Source organism: Sphingorhabdus profundilacus (assembly GCF_009769755.1).
Classification (GTDB): domain Bacteria; phylum Pseudomonadota; class Alphaproteobacteria; order Sphingomonadales; family Sphingomonadaceae; genus Sphingorhabdus_B; species Sphingorhabdus_B profundilacus.
On the sequence record NZ_SDWJ01000001.1, the window covers coordinates 1393745 to 1416046 of the forward strand.

Below are 22302 nucleotides of genomic sequence, written 5' to 3' on the forward strand. Positions count from 1 at the left end.
TATTACTCTCCCTTTGCCTTCCACAATAAAGGCATCAGTTCCGAAACATCAACATCGCGCTTCATATCGGGGATTATGCCCAACAAAGGACCGATACGCGTAATGGTTTTCTGTACGACAGGCGCGGCAGTGTAGCCCGCTGTCCGCTGAAAACTTGCTTCAGCCGTCCCTTTTGGTTCATCCAACATGGCCAATACGATGTAACGCGGATTGTCCATCGGGAATGCAGCGGCAAAAGTTGCCACCACCAAATTGCGGCTATAGCCACCTACGCCGGGTTTTTCAGCTGACCCTGTTTTTCCACCAACACGATAACCAAGCGCGTCGGCCTTGCGTCCGGTGCCGTCGACGACGATCATCCGCATCAACTGGCGCATCCGTGCGCTTGTCGCCGCCGAAAAGACCCGCTTTCCGGGAATTTTGGCATTTGCACTGGTTTTGAACATGGTGGCGGGACGATATATTCCGCCGTTCACCATAGCCGCATAGGCGCTCGCCAAATGGAGCGGTGTCACGGCGATACTATGGCCATAACCGACGGTCATATTCGTCAGCCGCCCCCATTTTTTAGGGTAAAGCGGCATCGCCTTTTCCGCCAATTCGATATCAGGACGTGCATTGAAATGCATTGTCCGCAGCATGGCGTCCATTCGCTGCGCTCCAAGATTGTCGGCAATCTGTGCGGTGACGATGTTTGAACTATGTACCAAAGCTTCTGGTGTATTGAGCCAACGACCCGATGGATGGGTATCCCGGATTTTGAAACCACCAATTTCGAGTGGCTTGGTCGCGTCATAACGGATGGAGAGATCGCGCACCGTACCTGCGTCAAGCGCAGCAGCAACCGTCAATGGTTTGAATGTCGAACCCAGTTCATATACCCGATTGGTCACATTATTGGTCTGACGGGAAATCGGATAGCGCCCTTCTACGATGGTTTCCCCTAGGTCGGGGATATTTGCGAATACTGGCCGGTTCGGGTTAAAAGAGGGAAGCGTGGCCATCGCCACGACTTCGCCGGTCTGTACGTCAAGGACAATTCCGGCCGCACCTTTTGCACTGTTCGATCTCATGCCGGACAGCAATTCGCTTTCCAATGCCGCTTGCACACGAACGTCCAGCGCCAGATTCAGCGGCTTCGACCGCGTTGCCGGGTTACGAAGATGATCATTCATCACCCGCTCCATACCCATGGCACCTTTGCCATCACGATTCACAAAACCCAGCACATGGGCCGCCATATCATGTTGAGGGTAAAGCCGGGTGGCTTCACGCGGAAATTCGATGGCAATTTCACCAAGATCATGAACCTGCCGCACCTGCTCCGGCAATGCCCGTTTACGCAGATAGCCCGGCTTGTCCGCACTCAGCTTTGCATAAAATTCGGCGGCCGAGGTATCGGAAAATATTGCGGCAAGCTGGCCTGCCAGCTCCCTTTTATCACCCAATAACTGGTCCGGCTTCACCCATATGGCATAGCCATAGATGCTGCGCGCCAACGGAACACCGTTCCGGTCCACAATATCGCCACGATCAGGGACATATTCGGTATTTGTCGCGCCATATGCGCGCGAACTTTCGAACAAGGCCAATGTCGCCAAGCGTCCGATAAGCAAAAGAACGAATAGTCCAAAAATCGCAAGCAACACCAACAGTCGCCAAAAACCAAGCGCCTCAAAAGGCGGGGTACCTATTCCGCTTTTACGGGTCGTTGTCCGGGCGGCCAAAATAGTCATAGGCCTTTACGTTCCCTGTCGGCCTTGGCAGCAATGTCGCGCATCAGATCATCAGACAGCAATTTTTCGTCCATCCGGGCAAGCCGCTCCGTGCGGCTTTGCTCTACCTTTGGTTTTTGGACAGCGGGTACCGGTTTTTCGGCGATCACGATTTCGAAGCTGGAACCCGTGTTTTGCGACGCCGCGTTGGATTTACCCGCATTCACCAACCCGGAAGGCTGTTCGTTTACGGCAACCATCACAGGTTTGGTTACCGGCATATCGGAACCCAATCCAGCAAGGGCCGCTTCTCCATCCACAAATTGCGCGGCCGTTGGCGGGGCATAGCCGTAAAGCAGCTCATTCCACTCTTCGAGTTGCTGTAAACTCGCACGGGTCCGTATTTCGGCCTGAAGAAAGCTGATCTCGCGCTTTGTATCCAATATCTGGCGATCCACCGCAATCAGATCGCTATGGACCGCAGCGACGTTGAGCGACAGCGGGTAAAGAAGGATAGCCACCATGAAAACCAGCGCCAACCAACCTAAATTCTTCAATCGCTTCATGGCGAGGCTCATGCTGCCATTCCTCCTTCGGCCCATGCGGGCGCTGCTGTGCGGGTTGCTGTTCTTAACGTGGCAGAACGTGCCCGCGGGTTTCTGGTGAGTTCCGCCTCAGATGGACGGACGGCCTTGTCTGCTTTTTCGAAAGTGGATGCAGGGCCAGCATTTGCGACCACCGGAATATGCCTGGACCCTGCACCCTCCGCGCCACTTCTGCGGCGCAGAAACTGTTTCACTATCCGGTCCTCAAGGCTGTGAAATGTTACCACAGCCAATCGACCGCCGGGCTTTAACAACCGCTCAGCCGCCTCTAACCCGCCTGTCAGTTCGTCAAGTTCGCGATTTATGTGAATGCGGATGGCCTGAAAGGCGCGTGTTGCAGGGTCCTTGGGCGCACCCGGCTTGTGACCGACGGCCTTGCGGACAATCGTCGCCAATTGCGCGGTTGTCTCTATTGGACGAGCGGCAACAATGGCCCGTGCGATCCGGCGCGAGCGATGATCTTCGCCATAGCGGTAAATAATGTCGGCGATGTCGGCTTCGTCCGCATCATTGACAAAATCGGCGGCGGTCATGCCGTCCTGGGCCATCCGCATGTCGAGCGGACCGTCCTTTTGAAAGGAAAAGCCACGTTCAGCGCGATCAAGCTGCATCGAAGAAACGCCGATGTCGAGCACCACGCCATCAACTTCAGTGATGCCATCGGCGAGCAGCACATTGTCCAAATCTGAAAAGCAGGCCGAGTAAAGACGCAGAGCGCCTCCACTGCGGCCTGCAAGTTCAACACCTTCAGACAGCGCATCGGGATCACGGTCAAACGCATAAACGCGCGCGCCGCCAGCCAGTATCGCTTGGCTGTATCCTCCTGCACCAAAGGTGCCGTCCACAATCTCTGATCCAGGGGTGATGGCCAGAGCGTGAATTACTTCATCCAACAAAACGGGAATATGTGGCGGCTGCGCGGTCATTTTTCGCGCTTTCCTGCCTGGGCAAGCCAATATAGAAGTTCGTCCTTGACTGCGTTGTAACCATCGGGCGCTTCGGCCAGGAAGACGTCCGGATTCCACAGCATGAAATGGGTGGTTGCCCCAAAGAAAAAGGCGCGATCTTCGATTTTTCCAAAATGTCGTAACATAGGGGAAAGCACAAAACGGCCACTGGCTTCAAAGTTCGTTTCGAATATCGAAGATGCCGTGACACCGGCCAATTCGCGGTCAAATTCGACGCCCCGGTTCAACGCGCTCTGCCATTGCGCCTCGACATCTGCCCGTAATTTCAAACGCTCCGCGCCACCAAATCCGATTAAGCAGGGCAGCTTGGGGTGGCGTGATATGCATACCGAATTTGCGCCGCTCGAAGCCTGAACACTGTCCCGTAGTTCCGCAGGTATGGTCGCACGGCCTTTGGCGTCGACTGTCGACACCCCTGAACCTGCATAGACCACCAATCCTGACACGACGTTAATCCACCCTCAACAACAGGGCGCAGATCTCCGATCACAGCGACAGGTAATCGCCATGCGGACGCCGGAACGACCGTCAGAATCAGGAATCCACCCCTTGGACAACTGGGCATACCAAGGGATTTTATGGATGAAAAGAGGGAATTTATGGATAAATAGTCAGAAAACTGGATATATCACTGTTTTTAAACATTTTTATCGCAAATATTTTTACTTGGAGCAGGATTTACTGGGTCATAGCGCTTATCCCGCCTCCGGTTCGAAGTTTCAAAATCAGGCTTTCGACCCATTTCACGTTCGGGAATTCGTCGGTGCCTGTCACCATTCGAACGCCCTGCCCCTCCCAATACACGGAATCGAGCAAATCAGCGTCGGCGACAAGCAACGCCCTTCCCTTGCCGATTTTACAATCAGCCAAAATCCTTTGCTCCAGAATTTGGCATTTTTCAGGACCACCATCAGCCTTAGCCAGCCATTCACCAGGAGTTTGCGTGCGAAGAGTCAAATCGTTGATTTCCAACAATATAACAGCTTGCTGCTCGGTCATCGGCAAAACAAGTTCTATCCCCCAATGCGAAAATAAGGGTGACAGCAGGCTGGTAAAAAGCGGGCGTCTTTTGTCTCCGATTGGATATAAACTGCCCCATTGCAGCGCCGGATCGGCCAGTATCAATAGACGTCCGCCGGCGCGGACCCAGTCGTCCAGCTTAACAAGCTCTGCCGGGGCAAGTGCCCGGGGTTGTGCCAGGACCAACACATCAATGGCCTGACGATCCAATGCGGTAAAATCGTCCATCGGTATGATCGTATATTGCTGTTCCAACCGGGCAAATGCGGGATGCGCTTGTGCATCCGAGGCAAGGTCGGCCTCAATCCCGCCTTCACTCCATTGCAGAGGCAAGGTCGTCATCAGCCCGATGGAGGGTTTCACCCCATCAGCCTCGTTTTGAAAATAGCGCATGGCCGAAAGGAAAAATATTAACCCCAGAACAAGCAGCAACCCGACCAGCAGGCGCTTTTGCGCGCCAGTACGCGATGAAATGGCCAGATTAGTCAATCGCATTACTATTGCGCGCGACCCTGAACCTGCCTTATCGATTGCGCCGGTTCATCCAACGCTTTTTCAGCGCCATCATCTTTGGCAATGGGTGTCACGCCAAGTTCGGCCAGAGGTTCGTCGGGCGGTGTTGCGGGGTCGGAATTCGGTGCGGTACCATTTGAATTTGCAACAGATTCAGGACCGGTTTGTACCCGGTCAAGCACCATGGTTGCAAGACTGACAAATAAAAGGACGACGACCAAACCGATAACGCCGACCTGGATACGTTGCATCGCCGATTGTCGCGGTTCTACCATAAGACGTCCTTTTGATGATATTTCCCAGACATGAACCCTATATCGGGACGATAGCTTCAGTTTTCCAGTTGCCAAGGCATTGGCGGTAAGTTTTTGGCCTGCATCCATTCGGGATTGTAGATTGTCGAGAGATATCGAAAGCCGGTGTCACATAAAATCGTCGCAACCCTCGTTCCTGCCCCAAGCTGCCTACCCAACGCGATTGCGCCGGCAACATTGATACCCGACGAAAGTCCAAGACATAATCCTTCTTCAGCCAGCAAGCGCCGCACCCACAACAGGCCTTCTTCATCGGAAATGCGAAATTGCGTATCGATCGGTGCGCCGTCAAGATTGGCAGTCACCCGCCCCTGTCCGATACCTTCAGCAACAGAGCTGCCTTCGGCACGCAGTTCGCCGCAAGCATAATAGCTGAACAGCGCGGCCCCATGGGGATCGGTCAGCGCGATAGTGACCCGCTCATCCTTGGCCTTAAGGCCCATTCCTACGCCAGCGATTGTCCCGCCGGTGCCGGCAGCACAGGTAAATCCGTCAATCCGGCCATCCATTTGCGACCAGATCTCCTCTGCCGTGGTTTCGATATGCGCTTTACGGTTGGCGATATTGTCAAACTGGTTCGCCCAGACTGCATTTTCAGTTTCTTCTGCCAACCTGCGCGAGGTATGCACAAAATGGCCGGGATTGGAATAAGGCGCGGCCGGGACAAGGACCAATTGTGCGCCCAATGCCCGCAACGTATCTTTCTTTTCCTGCGATTGTGTTTCGGGCATGACGATGATTGTTTTATATCCAAGCGCATTGGCGACCAAAGCAAGGCCAATCCCGGTGTTACCTGCCGTCCCTTCGACAATAGTACCACCGGGCCGCAACAGCCCTTGGCGCTCCGCATCGCGCACGATGAATAACGCGGCCCGGTCCTTCACCGACGCGCCGGGGTTGGCAAATTCACATTTCCCGAAAACATCGCAACCAGCTTCTTCGCTAGGCCCGCGAAGCCGCACCAGCGGCGTGTTTCCGATAAGTTCAAGGGTATTGGGCAAGACAGTCATAGCCTCGTCCGCTAGAGATTTTCGGGGATAATCGCAAGCAGCACTGTCACTGAAGCGACGCTGACGACATGCACCGGCGCCATAGAGATGCGAATGGTCGGCTGATAACTTCATTTCGTCGAATTCGGATATTGTGTATTGTTATATTATAACATAATGACTATTCCGTCCTCTCTTCCAAATAGAATATGGTCTCTTTTCAATGTCCTTACCGCGTATTGCTCTATATCCCGTCAGCCTTTTCGCCCTTTCCTATGCCCTAACCGTTCCGGTGTTCGCTCAACAAGACGCAGTCAATGCGGGCGAAGATGATTTTCATACCGATAAAGAAATCGTGGTTACCGCCCCTTATGTCGAACGTCTCGACATTCTCTCTGGCACGTCGGCGCTATCGGGCGAGAAATTGGCGGCTGAATCTCAGGGGCAAATTGGCGATATGCTCACACAAATACCCGGTGTTTCGGCAACAAGCTTCTCACCCGGTGCTTCGCGCCCTGTTCTGCGCGGCTTCCAGGGCAATCGTGTTGCCGTTTTGACCGATGGCATTGGAAATATCGACGCGTCGAACACATCGGCAGACCATGCTGTTACTATTGACGCACTGACCACGGAGCGGATCGAAGTGCTTCGTGGACCCGCTGTCCTGCTTTTCGGCGGGCAGGCCGTGGGTGGGGCTGTCAATGTCATTGATAAACGTATCCCGCGCGCGGTCCCGCAAGAAGCCGTGCATGTTGATGCGATATTGGGATATTCAACAGCATCGGACGAATATTCGGGTGGCGGCTCGATCGACCTTCCGATCTCAACTCGGTTTGTGGCCCATGTGGATGGCAGCTACCGCAAATCGAGCGACTTGCGGATTGGCGGATTTCTCTTGTCGCCGGAATTTAGGGATGAGGCACTTGATGTATCTGCAGATGAAGCTGCATCGGGGAACTTAACCGGGGCTGCCAATGCCCGAGACTGGGTCAATTTCCGGGGCCGGTTACCCAATAGCGGTGTCGAGACTTGGTCATTTGGAGCCGGTGGCGCATTTATTGATGACGGCGGCAATCTCGGCATTTCATTCAATATATATGACACTGCATATGGCATTCCAGAACGGCCCGATTTTTCAGAGCCGGTTGGCGGCGAAGTGTCTATCGACTTACGCCAATATCGTTTTGACTTACGAGGAGAGGTCGAATTGGGCGATGGCCTATTCGACAAAGCCCGCATACGCGCCGGCTATGCGGACTATACCCATAAGGAGCTCGAAGGCTCTGAAATTGGCACGACGTTTTTTAGCAAGGCGATCGAAGCGCGGTTGGAGCTGACTCAAAATGAACGCGGCGGTTGGCGCGGCGCGACCGGCCTGCAATTCCAGACCCGCGACTTTGAAGCCGTTGGTGATGAAGCATTCATCCCGCCGACGCGATCAAACCAATTGGGCTTGTTTACCTTGCAGGAATTTTCTCTGGGTAACCTTGATGCCGAAGTTGCGATCCGTTTCGATCATGCCCGTCTTGAAGCACAGACTTTGGCGATCGAACGCAGCTTTAACAATGTATCGGCAGCATTTGGCATTGGTTACAATATTGGCGATTTGAAAATTGGTACCAATATTTCGCGCACGGGTCGTGCGCCGTCGGTCGAAGAGCTGTTTTCCAACGGCCCTCATGTCGCGACACAATCATTCGAAGTCGGCGATCCAACTTTGCGGAGCGAGCGCAGTTGGAATGGTGAGCTTTATGCGCGATACGACAGCACGCGCTTCGATTTTACGACAACCCTTTATACCAATCGGTTCGGCAGCTTCATTTTCGAAAATGACACAGGCAACATCGTCGATGACTTGCCCGAATTCGTCTATTTGCAGCAAAAGGCGCGTGTCTGGGGCGTCGAAACCGAGGCCTCTGCCCAATTAGGTCATGCCGCGGGATTCGACTTTGTCGTCGATGGCGTTGCCGATTATACGCGCGCAACCATTACCGGCATTGGTCCTGCCCCGCGGATTCCGCCGCTGCGTTTATTGGGCGGCCTGGAATTGCAAAGTGCCAATCTTGATCTGCGCGGTGAAGTGGAATGGACGGACAGCCAGAACCGCACAGCCAGTTTTGAAAATCCAACCGATGGCTTTACCATGGTGAATGCAGCTCTGACTTGGCGGCCCTTTGGTCGTGACAAGAATATCAGCCTGATCGCGGCGGCCAACAATATTTTCGATGTCGAGGCCCGCCGCGCGGCGTCTTTCACGAAAGACTTCGTCGCCCTGGCCGGTCGCGATTTCAGGGTTACAGCTCGTTTCAGTTTTTAGAGCAGGTTAGGTTGACGGAAGTCGGTGACTTGTAAGGCTATATTCAGTTTGGCAGGTGCAAAGAGCGGCATCTGCCTTACTGGAGACTTTTCATGCGTAAAATAGCAACAGCAATCCTGATTTCTGCGACAATCCTATTGTCGGCTTGCAACACCGTAAAAGGGCTGGGCGAAGATATTGAATCTGTCGGCGAAGCTGGCGATCGGGCGATCTGATATATTATTCCGCCGCGGCCTCGGATGAATCCGGGGTCGTTTTTACGCGACCTCTATGTGTTAACCAGATGGCGATGATCGCCAATTCGTAAAGGATACAAAGGGGGATGGCCAAGAGCAGTTGCGACACAACGTCCGGCGGGGTCAACACGGCCGCAATCGCGAAAGCACCGACAATCGCATAACGCCGACCGCCCTTAAGCTGGGCGAGCGTTATGATGCCTGCCTTTTCGAGCAACATGAGCAACACGGGCAGCAAAAAAGAAATGCCGAAACCGAAAATGAACTTCATCACGAAGTTGAGATAATTGTCGACTCCAGGCAAAGCCTGTTGTTCAACGCCGCCGACATTGCCGCCAAAGCCAAGTAAATAATTTAGCGCGACAGGGATTGCCATATAATAGGCCATCGCGGCACCGAGCGTAAAAAGCATCGGGGTTGCAATTAGAAAGGGGAGAAACGCCCGCTTTTCTTTTGCGTATAACCCAGGTGCGACAAAGCGCCAGAGTTGGGTTGCAAACACCGGGAAAGAGAAAAAAGCTGCCGCAAAAAAGGCGACCTTTATTTCGACAAAAAATGCTTCGAAAATTGCTGTATATATCAGCTTGGTTTGACCCGAAGCCAAAAGCGGCTGAACCAGAAATCCGAAAATCGGACGGGCAAAATAGATCGAAATACCAAAGGCAACGGCGAGAGCCAGAAAACTCCACAAAAGACGCGTTCGCAACTCAATCAAATGGTCGAGTAGCGGCATTTTGCTCTCATCAAGATCGCTCATGATTTGGACGGCGCTTCCATATTTACCGCTGCCGTTACGGGTGCGTCATGAGGCACCGGCGCAGCCTCTTCATCGACGATGTCGGGACGCGCTTCGGCAGGATGTTCGCGCATGATACGTTCATTTTCGGCTTTCCACTTTTTCTCCAGCTCTTCCAGTTCGGATTGGCGGACCATTTCATCAAATCCCGAGCGAAATTGTGCGGCAACGCCGCGTGCCTTGCCCACCCATTTGCCGACAACGCGCAACAATTTAGGTAAATCTTTGGGCCCAATGACCAGCAAAGCGACAAGCACGATGAGCAGAAATTCCGATGACGCAACGTCAAACATTTCAGGCCCCCGACGGCGAGGGTAAGGTGTGCGCCAGTGTCACTTGCCTTAGCCTTGCGTCTTGTCGGTCTGCTTTTCGGCGTCGATAACAGTGGTCGCACCGATTTGCGGCGGGGCCTTGGGAGCCTCATCCTCTTCGGTCATTCCCTTTTTGAAGCTTTTGATGCCCTTGGCAACATCGCCCATCATATCTGAAAAACGCCCTTTGCCGAACAAAAGCAGCACCAGAATGCCGACGATCAGCCAATGCCAGATGCTCAATCCACCCATTTCATACTCCTAACGGGGATGTCCCCGGCAAGGGCAGCACATGCTGCCTGTTCACACCAATATAGCATCTAGTCATTGTCTTCGACAATTTCCAGTTCGCCGTCACTTTCTTCGCCGAAATGCATGTCACCCAACGCAATATCGATCGGGTCCAGCAATCCGGCAGCCTTCAGATCTTCAATACCAGGCAGATCTTTGCGCGAAGTTAACCCGAAATGCGTCAAAAAGCCTGTCGTCGTGGCGTAAATCAAGGGCCTTCCAGGAACTTCACGTCGTCCCGCCGGTCTGACCCAGCCTGTTTCCATCAACACATCCAATGTGCCTTTTGATATCTGGACGCCGCGAATTGCCTCTATTTCTGCGCGGCTGACAGGTTCGTGATAGGCAATGATCGCTAAGGTTTCAACGGCAGCACGGCTCAATTTCCGTGTTTCTTCCCGTTCCCGGCGCAGCAAATAGGCGAGATCTGCCGCAGTCTGGAAATGCCAGCTATTGCCACGCCGAACCAGTTCGATACCTCTACCGTCATATTGCTCGCCCAATTTGGTCAAAGCTGCTGCGACATCTACGGAATCCCCAACATATCTGCGGATATTCTCCACCGTCATCGGGTGTTCAGCGGCAAATAAGGTTGCTTCGACCGCACGGATATCGGGATCATGTTCGATCATCATGCTTTCAACCTGACCATTAACGGGGCGAATATGGCATCTTGCTGCAAGTCGATTGTACCACGCTTGGCGAGCTCCAGCGCAGCAACAAAGCTGGAAGCAAGTGCCGATTTTCTCAAGCCGGCCTCTGGCAAATCTGGCAGAAATGACTCTATGGCGGTCCAGTCGACGGCCCGGCCGATCATTGCCGAGACACGTTCCAACGCCTCTTCCAACGTCATCACCGCGCGTCTTTTGACGACATGCAACACAGGCTGCGTCCTGGCCTTGATCTGCCCATAGGCCAGTATCAGTTCGAAATAGTCGCAATCCCAAGCGCGTGCTTTCACCACCCGCAATCCTTCCGGCGCGCCACGCATGAACACGTCGCGGCCCGCCCGGTCGCGCGCCATCAACCGTGCGCCGCTTTCCCGCATGGCGTTCAGGCGTTCCAGCCGGAGCTGCAATCGCAAGGCCAACTCTTCTGGTGAAGGGTCAATCGCCGGGTCCTTTGGCAGCAACAGGGCGGATTTCAGATAGGCCAGCCAAGCCGCCATCACCAGATAATCGGCAGCCAATTCCAGCTTCAGCGTCCGCGCCTGTTCAATAAACACCAAATATTGTTCCACCAACGCCAATATCGAAATCGCACGCAAATCGACTTTCTGATTGCGGGCCAGTGTCAGCAACAGGTCGAGCGGCCCTTCCCAACCGTCGATATCGATCGTCAGCACATCGGTGTGTATGCTACCTATTTCGTGCAGATCGCTATCTTCGTCAAAAAGCCCGTTCTCGTTCATGCTGCACCGGTTGCCCCGTGTGTCAGCTTGGCCCCGACGTCTGTCAACGCCAGTAACTGGTCCCGCTTTGCAAGCAGAAATGCCAGCCTGTCAGCGTCAAATGCCAATTTCGAACCCGCCATGGCCCGATCAAGGCGTACCCGCGCGGCCTCAGTTATGTCCGGCAACTTTTCGGATATTGCAACCATTTCGTCAAAGCGCCCCCAGCAATTAAGCGCGAGGTCCAAACCGGCAGCCACGCAATTGGCCGCGCGGGTTGCAACATCACCGGTCAGTGCGTTCATATCGAGATCATCGCTCATCAACAGACCGTCAAAACCGATTTTGCCCCGGATGATATGCTCAATAACAAAGGGCGACATGGTTGCGGTGTTCAGATTGTCCCAAATGTCGTAAACCACATGTCCCGTCATACCCATCGCAGCATTTTTCAGGGCGCGAAAAGGGGCGAGATCTTGTTCCAGATCATCCTCACTTGCAAGTACATGCGGCAGATCATGGTGGGTATCCACCACCGAACGGCCTTGCCCCGGCATGTGTTTTACCACGCCGACCACGCCACCAGCCGCCAAACCGTCCAAAATCGCCTTGCCCAAGGCGGCAACCTGCAACGGATCGCTGCCCAAGGCACGATCTCCAATGGCTGAATGGGTATCGGGCACACGCACGTCCAGGACCGGCAGGCAGTCAACATTTATGCCAACTTCGGCGAGGGTTAGCGCAATTGCCTCTGCATTGTTCCGCGCGGCTTCGATAGCGGTTATCGGGGCAAGGTCATAGAGTGCATCAAAAGCCCCGCCGGCGGGGAATTCGGGCCATTCAGGCGCACGCATCCGCGCAACCCTGCCACCTTCCTGATCGATCAAAACTGGAACATCATCGCGACCGTGCAATGACCGGACACTATCGGTCAGGGCCCGAAGCTGGGTGCGATTTTCGATATTGCGTTTGAAAAGAATATAGCCCGCAGGTTCGACATCGCGAAACAGGCGTTTCTCTTCGTTGGTAAGCGTTAGACCCGAAAGGCCAAATATCACTGGCTTCATAAACAGGATGCTAAGCCGTCAGCATGCCAAGCGCAAGTCGTGCGCCCGACGGTAGATCGGCTTAGCTGTGCATAACCGGTTCTAACGCACAATCAGGCAGTTTTCGCCTGCCGCTTTCAACTTTGCACATAATTGCTGTGCAGCAGCGGCGTTGGCGGTAACCGCCTGTAACCGGAATATCTTGCGCCCACCTTCGACGCTAGCTGTTGCAATACGGCGGTTTGTTCCCGACAAAAATCCAAACCGTTTGCCAAAGGCAGCCCACGCCGCTTCGGCCTTCGCCGAATCTCCAAAAGCACCTAATTGAACCATAACAGCACCGTCAGGGGCAGCGGCGTTCGCGGCCTTTGGTGCCGTTGCTGCTGTGGCAGGTCCGGTGGCGGGTGCCTTGGCATCAGCTGTTTTTCCCGTAGGTGCGATCGTCGCGCCGGTCTTTTTGCCTTCGCTTGCCGCAAAGGCAGAATCGCCTTCACCTTCAAAAGTCTTGCCGCCGGCCTCGTCAGGTTTTGCCTTATAATCGCCTGCAGGCGCAGCAATCAGCTCGCCTTTGCCAGTCTGTGCGTTATTTTGATAGCGTTGCGCCCAATAGATACCGCCAACAATAGCAGCCAGCAAAACCAGGCCACCAAGGACCATCGCAGCAACCTTTAACGGCGATGCACCTTCGTCATATTCATAACCATCTGCCGTTTCCAACCAGGGCAAACGATCCGGATCATCCAATCCCAATGACTCTGTGTTCCGGTTGTCGTTGGTCTCATCGCTCATGCCAAATTCCCCAAATTCAATTTCGCTACATGCTGTTTGCGGCTTCGACGCCCATAAGTCGAAGCCCGTTGCGAATAACTTGCCCGATATTGGTCGCTAAGAAAAGCCTTGCCCCCGTTAATGCCGGATTATGTGCCAATATGAACCGCTTATCGGGCTGATCATTGCCCAAATTCCAATAGGCATGGAATGCCGCCGCCAAATCGCTGAGATAGAAGGCGATCCGATGCGGTTCGCCGGCTTTGCCCGCAGCTTCGACAATGCGCGGGAAATTTGCCGCCTCTTTGATGAGGTTTAGTTCGGCATCACCCAGCAAATGCAATTGCGATCCATCGGGCTGCATCCCTTCTGCTTCGGCCTTACGCAATGTCGACTGGATGCGGGCATGGGCATATTGAACATAAAAAACCGGATTATCTTTGGACGCTTCAACAACTTTGGCGAAGTCAAAGTCCATCTGCGCGTCGGATTTGCGCGTCAGCATCGTAAACCGGACGACATCTTTGCCGACTTCGTCGACCATTTCCGACAAAGTAACAAAGCTGCCCGAGCGTTTGGACATTTTTATGGGTTCACCACCGCGCAAAAGCCGGACCATCTGGACCAGTTTTACGTCGAATTGCACCTTACCGTCTGTCAGCGCATTCACAGCAGCCTTGATCCGTTTGACAGTACCGGCATGGTCAGCACCCCAAATATCGACCATCGCATCGACATTACGGCTTTTTTGGTAGTGATAGGCAAGGTCAGCACCAAAATAGGTCCAACTGCCATTTGATTTCTTGATCGGGCGATCTTGATCATCGCCAAATTGGGTCGAACGGAACAGCGGCAGGGTAACCGGTTCCCAATCGTCGATTTCCTTGCCCTTGGGCTTTTCCAGTTCGCCGTCGTAAATCAAGCCACGGGCGCGCAACTCCGCCTCTGCTGCATCAGCTTTTCCCGCATCATGCAATTCGGCTTCGGACGAAAACAGATCGTGATGGATTCCGAGTAAGGCAAGGTCCGCCTTTATCATATCCATCATATCGGCAACCGCCGCCTTGCGAAATGGGATGAGCCATTCGCTCTCAGGCGCCGACAGGTAGCGATCACCAAATTCCGCTGCCAGTCGCGCGCCAACCGGGATCAAATAGTCCCCCGGATAAAGTCCTTCGGCAATTTCAATCGTCTGTCCAAGTGCCTCGCGATACCGCAGATGCGCCGAACGAGCGAGCGTATCGACCTGCCCACCAGCGTCGTTTATATAATATTCGCGAATGACCCGGTAACCGGAAAATTCAAGTAAGGATGCCAAGGCGTCTCCTACCACCGCACCACGACAATGCCCCATATGCATGGGGCCGGTTGGGTTTGCGGAGACATATTCTACATTGACCGCCTTCCCTTTTCCGCTGACCGACCGGCCATAATCAACGCCAGCACTGGCGATATCCCGCAATTCATCCAGCCAGGCAGAGGCATCGAGACGCAGGTTCAGGAAACCTGGGCCAGCCAGTTCGACATTGGTAACACCCGCCACCTTTGCAAGCTCTACGGACAAGGCCTCGGCCAAGGCATGCGGGTTGGTTCCGGCGGGCTTTGCCAAAACCATGGCCGCATTGGTCGCCAAATCACCATGCAGCAGGTCACGAGGCGGTTCCACAGTGACTTGACCGCGATCAAGCCCTGTCGGCAGCACTCCAGCCGCAACCAACGCGTCAAGCGCATGGTCCACATGCGCGGCATATTTTTCAAAAAGGGTCATAGCCTGTGCCTTTGACGGAGCGCCGGTCAGCGCGTGACGTTATAGCGCAGTTGCTCTTCGGTCAGTTGGAAACCAATCAGCATTTCAAAACTGGACCGGACCACAGCCGCCCGAACTTCTGGATCAGCCATCGGGTCGAGTGCTGCATCGGAATCGCCTGGCTTGCGCTTTTTGGTGATTTTCTGAACAATTTCAGCGGGCAGTCGCGCAGAATTGCCGTCAACATAGCTCGCAGCCTGCGCCGTTGCCGAGGCCTTGGATTCTCCATCAGCGAATTGCAATGTAGCCTGACCGACGCGCTTGGCTACAACGGCACTACCGCCTTGAACAACCGTTGTAAAATACGGGATCGTGACCGTCTTGGTCCCTCGCACATCATTTCGACGGGCCTGTATATCGAAACTTGCCTGCGAATAGATTTTTTCGCCCGTGCTGTTGCAGGTTGGGCGGACATTGGTAATTGTCGCCACCAATTCAATCGCATTGGCATCCTGACTGCCTGCTGTGTTGAACAGGGTAATATCGCCGGTGCCATCAGGAACAGCAACGCTGGGGCAGCCGGTTCGAGTCACACTGATTCCGACGCCGGAGGACAAATCAAGTTCGCCATCCTTGGCGCATCCGGCAAGTGATGCCAAGATTGTTCCCGCGACAAGGACTTTGGCAACGAATTTCATATAGGCTGATCCTCAGGATTTTATTTGGTCCCGCCTTGGGTCACGACCCAAAGCATATTTCTAACCGGTCCTTATCCGTCCGTCGCAGGACACGCAACAGGGGAAAGGTCTTGGCGGATGCGGCGACTTTACCTAAAGGACATTGCCGATGACTGAACAGATTCAATCCAAGCGACCTTTAAAGCTGCTTCTGGCTGCCCCGCGCGGCTTTTGTGCGGGCGTTGACCGGGCAATTAAAATCGTAGAGCTTGCTCTCGAACAGCATGGCGCGCCCGTTTATGTCCGCCACGAAATTGTACATAACAAATTTGTGGTAGACAGCCTGAAGGCCAAGGGCGCGGTATTTGTCGATGAACTGGACCAGATCCCTGATGGCGGCCATGTTGTCTTTTCCGCGCATGGCGTTCCCAAATCGGTCCCCGCTAATGCAGAAGAGCGTGGCCTTGCCTATCTGGATGCGACCTGCCCACTGGTGTCCAAGGTCCACCGGCAGGCCGAACGTCAGGTTGAGGCCGGCCGCCATATCATCTTCATCGGACATGCCGGTCATCCCGAGGTCATTGGCACGTTCGGCCAAGTGCCAGCCGGATCGATGTCGCTCGTCGAAACAGTCGATGACGTCGCAACATTGACGATTGATGACGCCGGAAATCTGTCTTTTTTGACCCAGACAACATTATCGGTCGATGACACCGCTGAGATTGTGGAGGCATTGCAACGCCGCTTCCCCACTATTGTCGGCCCAAAGGGCGAAGACATTTGTTATGCCACATCAAACCGGCAGAATGCGGTTAAGGCGATTGCGAGCGAGTGCGATCTGGTTATCGTCATCGGTGCACCCAATAGTTCAAATTCAGTACGTCTGGTTGAAGTCGCGGTGCGCGCAGGTGCCAAGGCGCATCTTGTGCAACGTGCGGACGATATCAGCATGAACTGGTTCGACGGCGTCGACACTCTGGGCCTGACCGCGGGTGCATCTGCGCCTGAATTGCTGGTAAGGGAAATAATAGATTCACTGTCGCGTCATTTTGACCTTGATGAGCAGCAGGTTACGACCGCCGAAGAAAGCATCATATTCAAATTACCCCGCGAACTGTCTGACTCGGGGGTTTGAGTTGGCGGTTTATACGCATTTGGGGCCGGAACAGGTTTCGCTTTTTCTTTCCCAATATGATGTCGGTGATCTGATCGCTTTAAAGGGAATCGCTGAAGGTGTTGAAAACAGTAACTATTATCTGGAAACAACCAAAAACCGTTTCATTTTGACTCTATACGAAAACCGGGTCGATCCGGCCGATCTTCCTTTTTTCTATGCCTTGTTGAAACATCTGCATGAGGCAGGGTGCAAAGTTCCGCGCTTTATCGCGGATCGTGACGGGCGCTGGTTACAGGAAATCGCCGGGCGACCTGCCTGTCTCATCGAATTTCTGCACGGCGTATCCGTCACCCAACCCAATCGGTTACAGGCCGAAGCGACGGGCGCCGCCTTGGGCCAGATGCACGCCGCACTTGCCGATTTCCAGCCGCAACGGCCCAACAGCCTCGGCATATCAGTCTGGCGCAGCTTGGCCCGGCAATGCACCACATCGGGGCTTGAAAACATATATCAGGGACTGGCGCAGCGCATTGAGGCCGAGTGCGACTTTTTGGAGCTTCATTGGCCCAAAGACCTACCAATGGGTGCGATCCATGCGGATTTGTTTCCGGACAATGTATTGATGCTGGGCAACCAGGTTACAGGACTGATTGACTTCTATTTTGCGTGTACCGATTTCTGCGGATTTGATCTGGCGGTAACGCATAGCGCTTGGTGCTTTGCACCTGACGGGTCGACTTTCCACCCTGACCTGAGTGCAGCTTTACTGGCAGGCTATAATCGGCATTTTGCCATAGATGTGCCAACGAGGGACGCGCTCCCTCTGTTTTTGCGCGGCGCATGCTTGCGCTTCTTGCTGACACGCTGTTACGATTGGATAAACACGCCAGCCAACGCACTGGTTACACGCAAAGACCCGTTGGCATTTTTACGCAGACTCGATTTTTACAGCGATAAAGACAATATATCAGCCATTTTAGGATGATGGGGATCCGCAATTGAAGCAGGTAGAAATTTTTACCGACGGGGCATGCAAGGGCAATCCGGGGCCCGGCGGCTGGGGCGCAATCGTCCGTTATGGCACACGGGAAAAGGAAATTTCAGGTGGCGATCCTGATACGACCAATAATCGTATGGAAATGTGGGCCGCTATTCAGGCGCTCAATATCCTGATCGAGCCGTGCCATGTCAGAATGCACACGGACAGCAAATATGTCCTCGACGGGATCACGAAATGGGTTCACGGCTGGCAACGCAATGGCTGGAAAAACGCGTCTAAACAGCCTGTCCGCAATGCTGATTTATGGCACGACCTGATCGAAGCCGTGGCAAAACATGAAATCGAATGGATCTGGGTGAAAGGTCATGACGGTCACCCCGAAAATGAACGGGCCGATCGCCTCGCCAGCGATGCCGCCGAGGCTGCGCGCAAGTCATAGATCGAAGCCCCTTTTGCCAGACGGGCGTCAGGTGCGATCAAAATCGAATCCAGGATGGAGACCTATTCTGCGTCCCGTACTTCCGCGCCAGGACCATTTTTCAAAATAGACTCGATGGCGTTTTTAGCACCGGCCTTGCTTGAATAGCCCTCGGTCCAGAAAATCGATTCATTATTATATTTGAAATAGGCGACATGCTCGCCTTTTTTATTCTTTTTGATTTCAAAATAATGCGCCATGGGTCTTCTCCTCTTGAGCAGCCAAATCGAAGCTTGGATATCCCGGGTCCGTTTCAATTTTACGGCTATATCAACCTCTTTTGACCCGAGAACTTGATAGCAATAACAATGACCGGGCAAATGCCAAGTAAATCAGTGTAAACGGTCCGGCAGATAGTCGATCGCGTGAACCCCGGCTGGTGGGGCTACTGTATCGACGATCATCGATGCAGCAAGTTTGGCAGCCGCAGGGGCGGTCTGGATGCCAAAACCACCCTGCCCCGCCAGCCAGAAAAACGATGCATTTTGTGGATCCGGCCCGATGACCGGTTTGCGATCAGGCGCGAAACTTCGCAATCCTGCCCATTTATGTTCAACCCGGCGAATGTCCCAATCAACCACCTGTTGCAAACGGTCGATGGCAAGCGCCACGTCGATTTCCTCTGGCGCAGCGTCGCACGCTGCCGTCGGTGTTTCGTCATGGGGGCTTAACCACAATGTCCCGCCACTATCGGGCTTGAAATAGAAACTGCCGTCAAGCCCGATCACCAACGGCAAATTGGCCGGGGCCGCGGGCGATACCGACAATTGGGCAATTGTGCGCCGATAAGGCTGAATGCCGAGTGGCCGGACTTGCGCGAGTTCGGCCACTTCATCGGCCCAAGCGCCCCCTGCATTTACGACCATATCCGCCGTCCAATCCACGCCCGCAGCCGACACGTGCCAACGCCCGGCTTTCCACTGCACCGATTGCACGCGCGCATTACATTGCAGCCTGACACCTTGCCTCTTGGCCTGACGCAGATACGCGCCATGCAAACCGCCAACATCAATGTCGCAGCAATCTGGTTCCCAAAGGCCCGAATTCCAACCCGGCAATAATCCGGGGACATGGTGCTCAATACCCGCGCGGTCGAGCCGCTCAAACCGGACACCACTGCTGGCAAAGTCGGACAATAGAGCGTCGGCAAGCATATGGTGCTCCGATTTCCCTAAATGCAGCGCGCCACGCGCGTGCATCAGCGGGCCGTCATGAAAATCAGCAGCGGGATTTGCCAAAAAAGGGCCTGACGCCGTCGTAAGCGGCTGAACGGAAGGCCCGCCATAGCTTTCATCCCAAAATGCGGCAGAGCGGCCGGTCGAATGATATCCCGGCTGCGCCTCTGCTTCAATCAGCAGAACAGATTTCAAAGCGGATAGTTCGGCGGCAAGACTTGCGCCCGCGATACCTGCTCCAATGATGGCTATATCAAAGTCGCTCATTTCTGCGGTGCATATTGGTCCATGAAAAGAGTGATCCGATCAAGGCATTGATCACGCACCGCGTCGACTTCGCGCAACAGTTCATGCGCTGCTTCTTTCCCGAATATCAGAGTTTCCGAATGCGGCAGCCGCTTGCTGTCTTTGATAACCCGGGGCGTGCTGACCAATTGGTCGGCCGTCGTTGCCATTAACAGAATCGGAGTTTTGACTGCTTCAAGTTTACCCGGTTCATCCAATAGCCGGATGGACGCAATCGCCCTTTCGATCCAGTGCCAGCTTGGCGGCCCCAATTTGACCTCGGGTCGCAATGCCCACCATGCCAATTCATCTTCATACCGGTCCTTATCGCCGGTCAAAATATTGCCACGCACATTCATAGACGACAGCGGCTTTTCGCTGACTTTCCACGCCGGCAAATCCTCCCGGCCGATTTTGCACATCAGTTTGGCAAAGGCGTGGTTCAACCAGAGTGGTAAACCGCCTGTTTGTATGCCAAGCATCGGCGCACTTAACGCCACAGCATCTGGGTCGAACGCGCCTTCGACCAGAGCGCGCATCGCCAAATGGCCGCCCATGCTATGCGCGAGCACGACATGCGGGCCAGGCGTCGTCGCCTTCCAGCTTTTCCAGAAATAGCGAAGGTCCGAAATCCAGGTGGAAAAATCGTCAATATGCCCAACTTGCGGATCTTCAAGCAATCGGCCCGACAGGCCTTGCCCGCGCCAATCGATCGATGTCACCCGCCAACCCAAAGCAGCGTAAAAGGCAAGGGTTTCGAGATATTTTTCATAATGATCGCCGCGACCAGGCAAAAACAGCATTGACCCGCGCGGCTGTGTTGCACCTTGCCAATCTATCCGGCGGATCGGCCAACCGTCCGCAGCTTGCCACATGCTCTCGGTTGCATCGGACGGTATCGCGCGTCGGTTTATTTCAATTTTCTGGGCGTGCATGGTTACCTTTTAGCAAGCTTTGATGGTTAATGCTCGGCGAATGACAAGTGAAATACTCGCTTACGCACTCCTGGGGGGATTGGCAATTGCGCTGATCGCCTCGATATATACCGATGTTCGATATCGGCTTATTTTCAACAAGATAACATTGGCAATAGCATGTGCCGCACCCGCCTTTTGGTATGCTACGGGGTCATTTACGCCGCTGGCTATCGGGGTACATCTGCTGACGGCGACGATTGTTTTCGTCTTCTTTGCGATTGCCTTTCGTTTTGGTGCAATGGGGGGCGGAGATGTCAAGCTTTTCGGGGCTTTAGCATTGTGGTGGCCTTGGGTCGATGTCGTCCGCATGGTTCTTTATGCTTCGATACTCGGAGCCGCAGTAACCATTGTTTTTGTCATAATTCATAAATTAAAACAAAAAGATGGCCGTGTTCGCGTGCCATATGGCGTTGCCATCGCCCTTGCCGGCCTATGGATAGCCGGTGAACGGATTTTTAACCATTTTACGTGAAATAGCATTCTTCAAACAGGGGACCTTTCAGGGGACAGTTCGTCATGGATAGGAAAAAAGTCATATTGCTGGTGGCCGCGCTTTTCATAGCAGCCATTACCGCCTTTTTGGCGCGCAGCATGTTTACCGGAGCGGCAGCGCCGACAGCGGCAGCGGCCAAACCGGTCGAAACCGGCCCCAAGGTGATGGTCGCCACCAAGGCATTGCCCGTGGGTACAATCATCACCGCCGATAGTTTCCGGTATCAGCCTTGGCCAAAAGAACTGGTCGAAGATGCCTATTTCATTGAAACACCCGGTGGCGGCGAAGCTCCAGATGGTGCGACGGCCAATGCCGGTATCTCGGCCGATGAACTTGTCGGTACCGTTGTTCGCAACTCAATCACCGCTGGGCAACCGATTACCAAGGGTTCACTGGTCAAACCGGGCGACCGAGGCTTTCTTGCCGCTGCCCTTGGACCAGGCATGCGTGCTGTTACTGTTCCGGTGTCAGCACTGACCGGCGTCGCTGGCTTTGTGTTCCCCGGTGACCGCGTGGATCTTGTCCTGACCCAGAACATCGCTGGCCCCGGCGGACCTCCGCTCAAAGTTTCCGAAACAATTTTGCGTAACATGCGCGTTCTGGCAACGGACCAACGCTCCACCAATGCCGTCGATGAAGCAGGCAACACCGTGGTTCGCAAATATAAGCTTGTCACGATGGAAGCGACGCCTTCCATTGCAGAACGTATCACCGTAGCTCAATCGCTGGGTACGATCAGCCTCTCGCTCCGTTCGCTTGCCGACAACGCAGCCGAGCTGGAACAGGCCTTGGCCTCTGGCGAAGTAAGCATTCCTGAAGGCGCAACTGCCGAACAGGAAGATGCCATCATGAAGAAGGTCGCACAGCGCCCGATTTCGGGAAAGAGCACTTATACCACCGGTGGTGATGTATCGCGTTTCCAGCGCAGCAGCATCCCTGCCCAAACGCCGCTGGCAATTGCCTCGGAAAATGTCCGTATCCAAAGGCAGGTCCAGAAAGTCGTCAGCTCGCAGACGGTGCGCGTATCGCGCGCAGGTGCCGAAACCGTTGTTGACGTAAGCCGGAGACAGTAAG

At 54.2% G+C, this 22302-nt stretch carries 26 protein-coding genes; 7 read left to right on the forward strand and 19 right to left on the reverse strand.

Annotated features, from left to right (window positions below):
• Window positions 1-2: 2 nt before the first annotated feature.
• From EUU23_RS06445 to EUU23_RS06475, 7 genes are all read right to left on the reverse strand, one after another.
• Window positions 3-1736, reverse strand: coding sequence for a peptidoglycan D,D-transpeptidase FtsI family protein (locus EUU23_RS06445; RefSeq protein WP_160353218.1), 1734 nt, complete (start codon window positions 1734-1736; stop codon window positions 3-5).
• On the reverse strand, window positions 1733-2293 hold the full coding sequence (locus tag EUU23_RS06450) for a hypothetical protein (RefSeq protein WP_160353219.1): 561 nt from the start codon (window positions 2291-2293) through the stop codon (window positions 1733-1735). Before EUU23_RS06450 ends, EUU23_RS06445 begins: the two co-directional genes overlap by 4 nt.
• Window positions 2290-3246: a 16S rRNA (cytosine(1402)-N(4))-methyltransferase RsmH gene (rsmH, locus tag EUU23_RS06455; protein WP_160353220.1), complete on the reverse strand. Its 957-nt coding sequence runs from the start codon at window positions 3244-3246 to the stop codon at window positions 2290-2292. The genes EUU23_RS06450 and rsmH overlap by 4 nt, the downstream gene beginning before the upstream one ends.
• Window positions 3243-3734, reverse strand: coding sequence for a division/cell wall cluster transcriptional repressor MraZ (locus EUU23_RS06460; RefSeq protein ID WP_160353221.1), 492 nt, complete (start codon window positions 3732-3734; stop codon window positions 3243-3245). Before EUU23_RS06460 ends, rsmH begins: the two co-directional genes overlap by 4 nt.
• Window positions 3735-3966: 232 nt before the next feature.
• Window positions 3967-4803: a Gldg family protein gene (locus EUU23_RS06465; protein ID WP_160353222.1), complete on the reverse strand. Its 837-nt coding sequence runs from the start codon at window positions 4801-4803 to the stop codon at window positions 3967-3969.
• Window positions 4804-4805: 2 nt separating this feature from the next.
• Window positions 4806-5096: a hypothetical protein gene (locus EUU23_RS06470; RefSeq protein WP_160353223.1), complete on the reverse strand. Its 291-nt coding sequence runs from the start codon at window positions 5094-5096 to the stop codon at window positions 4806-4808.
• A 56-nt stretch (window positions 5097-5152) separates the two neighbouring features.
• Window positions 5153-6145 (reverse strand): cysteine synthase A, encoded by a 993-nt coding sequence (locus tag EUU23_RS06475; protein WP_160353224.1) that lies wholly within the window; start codon window positions 6143-6145, stop codon window positions 5153-5155.
• A 202-nt stretch (window positions 6146-6347) separates the two neighbouring features.
• On the opposite strand from EUU23_RS06475, the gene EUU23_RS06480 reads away from it, so the two are divergent.
• Window positions 6348-8441 (forward strand): TonB-dependent receptor, encoded by a 2094-nt coding sequence (locus tag EUU23_RS06480; protein ID WP_160353225.1) that lies wholly within the window; start codon window positions 6348-6350, stop codon window positions 8439-8441.
• Between the two features lie 92 nt (window positions 8442-8533).
• The gene (locus EUU23_RS06485) at window positions 8534-8656 is read left to right on the forward strand and encodes an entericidin A/B family lipoprotein (protein ID WP_160353226.1); all 123 of its coding nucleotides are present in this window, start codon (window positions 8534-8536) and stop codon (window positions 8654-8656) included.
• A 4-nt stretch (window positions 8657-8660) separates the two neighbouring features.
• Here EUU23_RS06485 and tatC read toward each other — a convergent pair whose 3' ends face one another.
• From tatC to EUU23_RS06530, 9 genes are all read right to left on the reverse strand, one after another.
• Window positions 8661-9434, reverse strand: a complete 774-nt coding sequence (gene tatC / locus EUU23_RS06490) for a twin-arginine translocase subunit TatC (RefSeq protein WP_160353227.1) — start codon at window positions 9432-9434, stop codon at window positions 8661-8663.
• Complete coding sequence (tatB, locus tag EUU23_RS06495; protein WP_160353228.1) at window positions 9431-9766, reverse strand: Sec-independent protein translocase protein TatB; 336 nt, start codon at window positions 9764-9766, stop codon at window positions 9431-9433. The genes tatC and tatB overlap by 4 nt, the downstream gene beginning before the upstream one ends.
• A gap of 48 nt (window positions 9767-9814) precedes the next feature.
• Complete coding sequence (locus EUU23_RS06500) at window positions 9815-10036, reverse strand: twin-arginine translocase TatA/TatE family subunit (RefSeq protein WP_160353229.1); 222 nt, start codon at window positions 10034-10036, stop codon at window positions 9815-9817.
• 68 nt (window positions 10037-10104) lie between these two features.
• Window positions 10105-10710, reverse strand: coding sequence for an SMC-Scp complex subunit ScpB (scpB, locus tag EUU23_RS06505; protein WP_160353230.1), 606 nt, complete (start codon window positions 10708-10710; stop codon window positions 10105-10107).
• Window positions 10707-11486, reverse strand: a complete 780-nt coding sequence (locus EUU23_RS06510; RefSeq protein ID WP_160353231.1) for a segregation and condensation protein A — start codon at window positions 11484-11486, stop codon at window positions 10707-10709. The genes scpB and EUU23_RS06510 overlap by 4 nt, the downstream gene beginning before the upstream one ends.
• Window positions 11483-12532 (reverse strand): beta-N-acetylhexosaminidase, encoded by a 1050-nt coding sequence (nagZ, locus tag EUU23_RS06515; protein WP_160353232.1) that lies wholly within the window; start codon window positions 12530-12532, stop codon window positions 11483-11485. The genes EUU23_RS06510 and nagZ overlap by 4 nt, the downstream gene beginning before the upstream one ends.
• Window positions 12533-12613: 81 nt before the next feature.
• On the reverse strand, window positions 12614-13300 hold the full coding sequence (locus EUU23_RS06520; RefSeq protein WP_160353233.1) for an SPOR domain-containing protein: 687 nt from the start codon (window positions 13298-13300) through the stop codon (window positions 12614-12616).
• Between the two features lie 25 nt (window positions 13301-13325).
• On the reverse strand, window positions 13326-15047 hold the full coding sequence (gene argS, locus EUU23_RS06525; protein WP_160353234.1) for an arginine--tRNA ligase: 1722 nt from the start codon (window positions 15045-15047) through the stop codon (window positions 13326-13328).
• Window positions 15048-15073: 26 nt separating this feature from the next.
• On the reverse strand, window positions 15074-15724 hold the full coding sequence (locus EUU23_RS06530; RefSeq protein ID WP_160353235.1) for a hypothetical protein: 651 nt from the start codon (window positions 15722-15724) through the stop codon (window positions 15074-15076).
• Window positions 15725-15872: 148 nt separating this feature from the next.
• Here EUU23_RS06530 and ispH point away from each other — a divergent pair, with 148 nt between their 5' ends.
• Genes ispH through rnhA form a run of 3 tightly spaced genes read left to right on the forward strand, consistent with a single transcriptional unit; the run spans window position 15873 to window position 18259 of the window.
• Window positions 15873-16838: a 4-hydroxy-3-methylbut-2-enyl diphosphate reductase gene (gene ispH, locus EUU23_RS06535; protein ID WP_160353236.1), complete on the forward strand. Its 966-nt coding sequence runs from the start codon at window positions 15873-15875 to the stop codon at window positions 16836-16838.
• Window position 16839: 1 nt separating this feature from the next.
• Window positions 16840-17805, forward strand: coding sequence for a homoserine kinase (gene thrB, locus EUU23_RS06540; RefSeq protein ID WP_160353237.1), 966 nt, complete (start codon window positions 16840-16842; stop codon window positions 17803-17805).
• A gap of 13 nt (window positions 17806-17818) precedes the next feature.
• Window positions 17819-18259 (forward strand): ribonuclease HI, encoded by a 441-nt coding sequence (rnhA, locus tag EUU23_RS06545; RefSeq protein WP_160353238.1) that lies wholly within the window; start codon window positions 17819-17821, stop codon window positions 18257-18259.
• Between the two features lie 62 nt (window positions 18260-18321).
• Here rnhA and EUU23_RS06550 read toward each other — a convergent pair whose 3' ends face one another.
• The 3 genes from EUU23_RS06550 to EUU23_RS06560 all read right to left on the reverse strand — a co-directional run bounded on the left by EUU23_RS06550 (window position 18322) and on the right by EUU23_RS06560 (window position 20693).
• Entirely contained in the window at window positions 18322-18498 is a 177-nt protein-coding gene (locus tag EUU23_RS06550; protein ID WP_160353239.1) for a YegP family protein, read from the reverse strand.
• Window positions 18499-18630: 132 nt separating this feature from the next.
• On the reverse strand, window positions 18631-19740 hold the full coding sequence (locus tag EUU23_RS06555) for an NAD(P)/FAD-dependent oxidoreductase (protein WP_160353240.1): 1110 nt from the start codon (window positions 19738-19740) through the stop codon (window positions 18631-18633).
• The gene (locus EUU23_RS06560; protein ID WP_160353241.1) at window positions 19737-20693 is read right to left on the reverse strand and encodes an alpha/beta fold hydrolase; all 957 of its coding nucleotides are present in this window, start codon (window positions 20691-20693) and stop codon (window positions 19737-19739) included. The genes EUU23_RS06555 and EUU23_RS06560 overlap by 4 nt, the downstream gene beginning before the upstream one ends.
• 40 nt (window positions 20694-20733) lie before the next feature.
• Here EUU23_RS06560 and EUU23_RS06565 point away from each other — a divergent pair, with 40 nt between their 5' ends.
• Together EUU23_RS06565 and cpaB are read left to right on the forward strand one after the other, a co-directional pair.
• Window positions 20734-21207 carry an A24 family peptidase gene (locus tag EUU23_RS06565; RefSeq protein WP_160353242.1) on the forward strand — a complete coding sequence of 158 codons (474 nt, stop codon included), beginning with the start codon at window positions 20734-20736 and terminating at the stop codon, window positions 21205-21207.
• A 44-nt stretch (window positions 21208-21251) separates the two neighbouring features.
• Window positions 21252-22301: a Flp pilus assembly protein CpaB gene (gene cpaB / locus EUU23_RS06570; protein WP_160353243.1), complete on the forward strand. Its 1050-nt coding sequence runs from the start codon at window positions 21252-21254 to the stop codon at window positions 22299-22301.
• Window position 22302 lies beyond the last annotated feature (1 nt).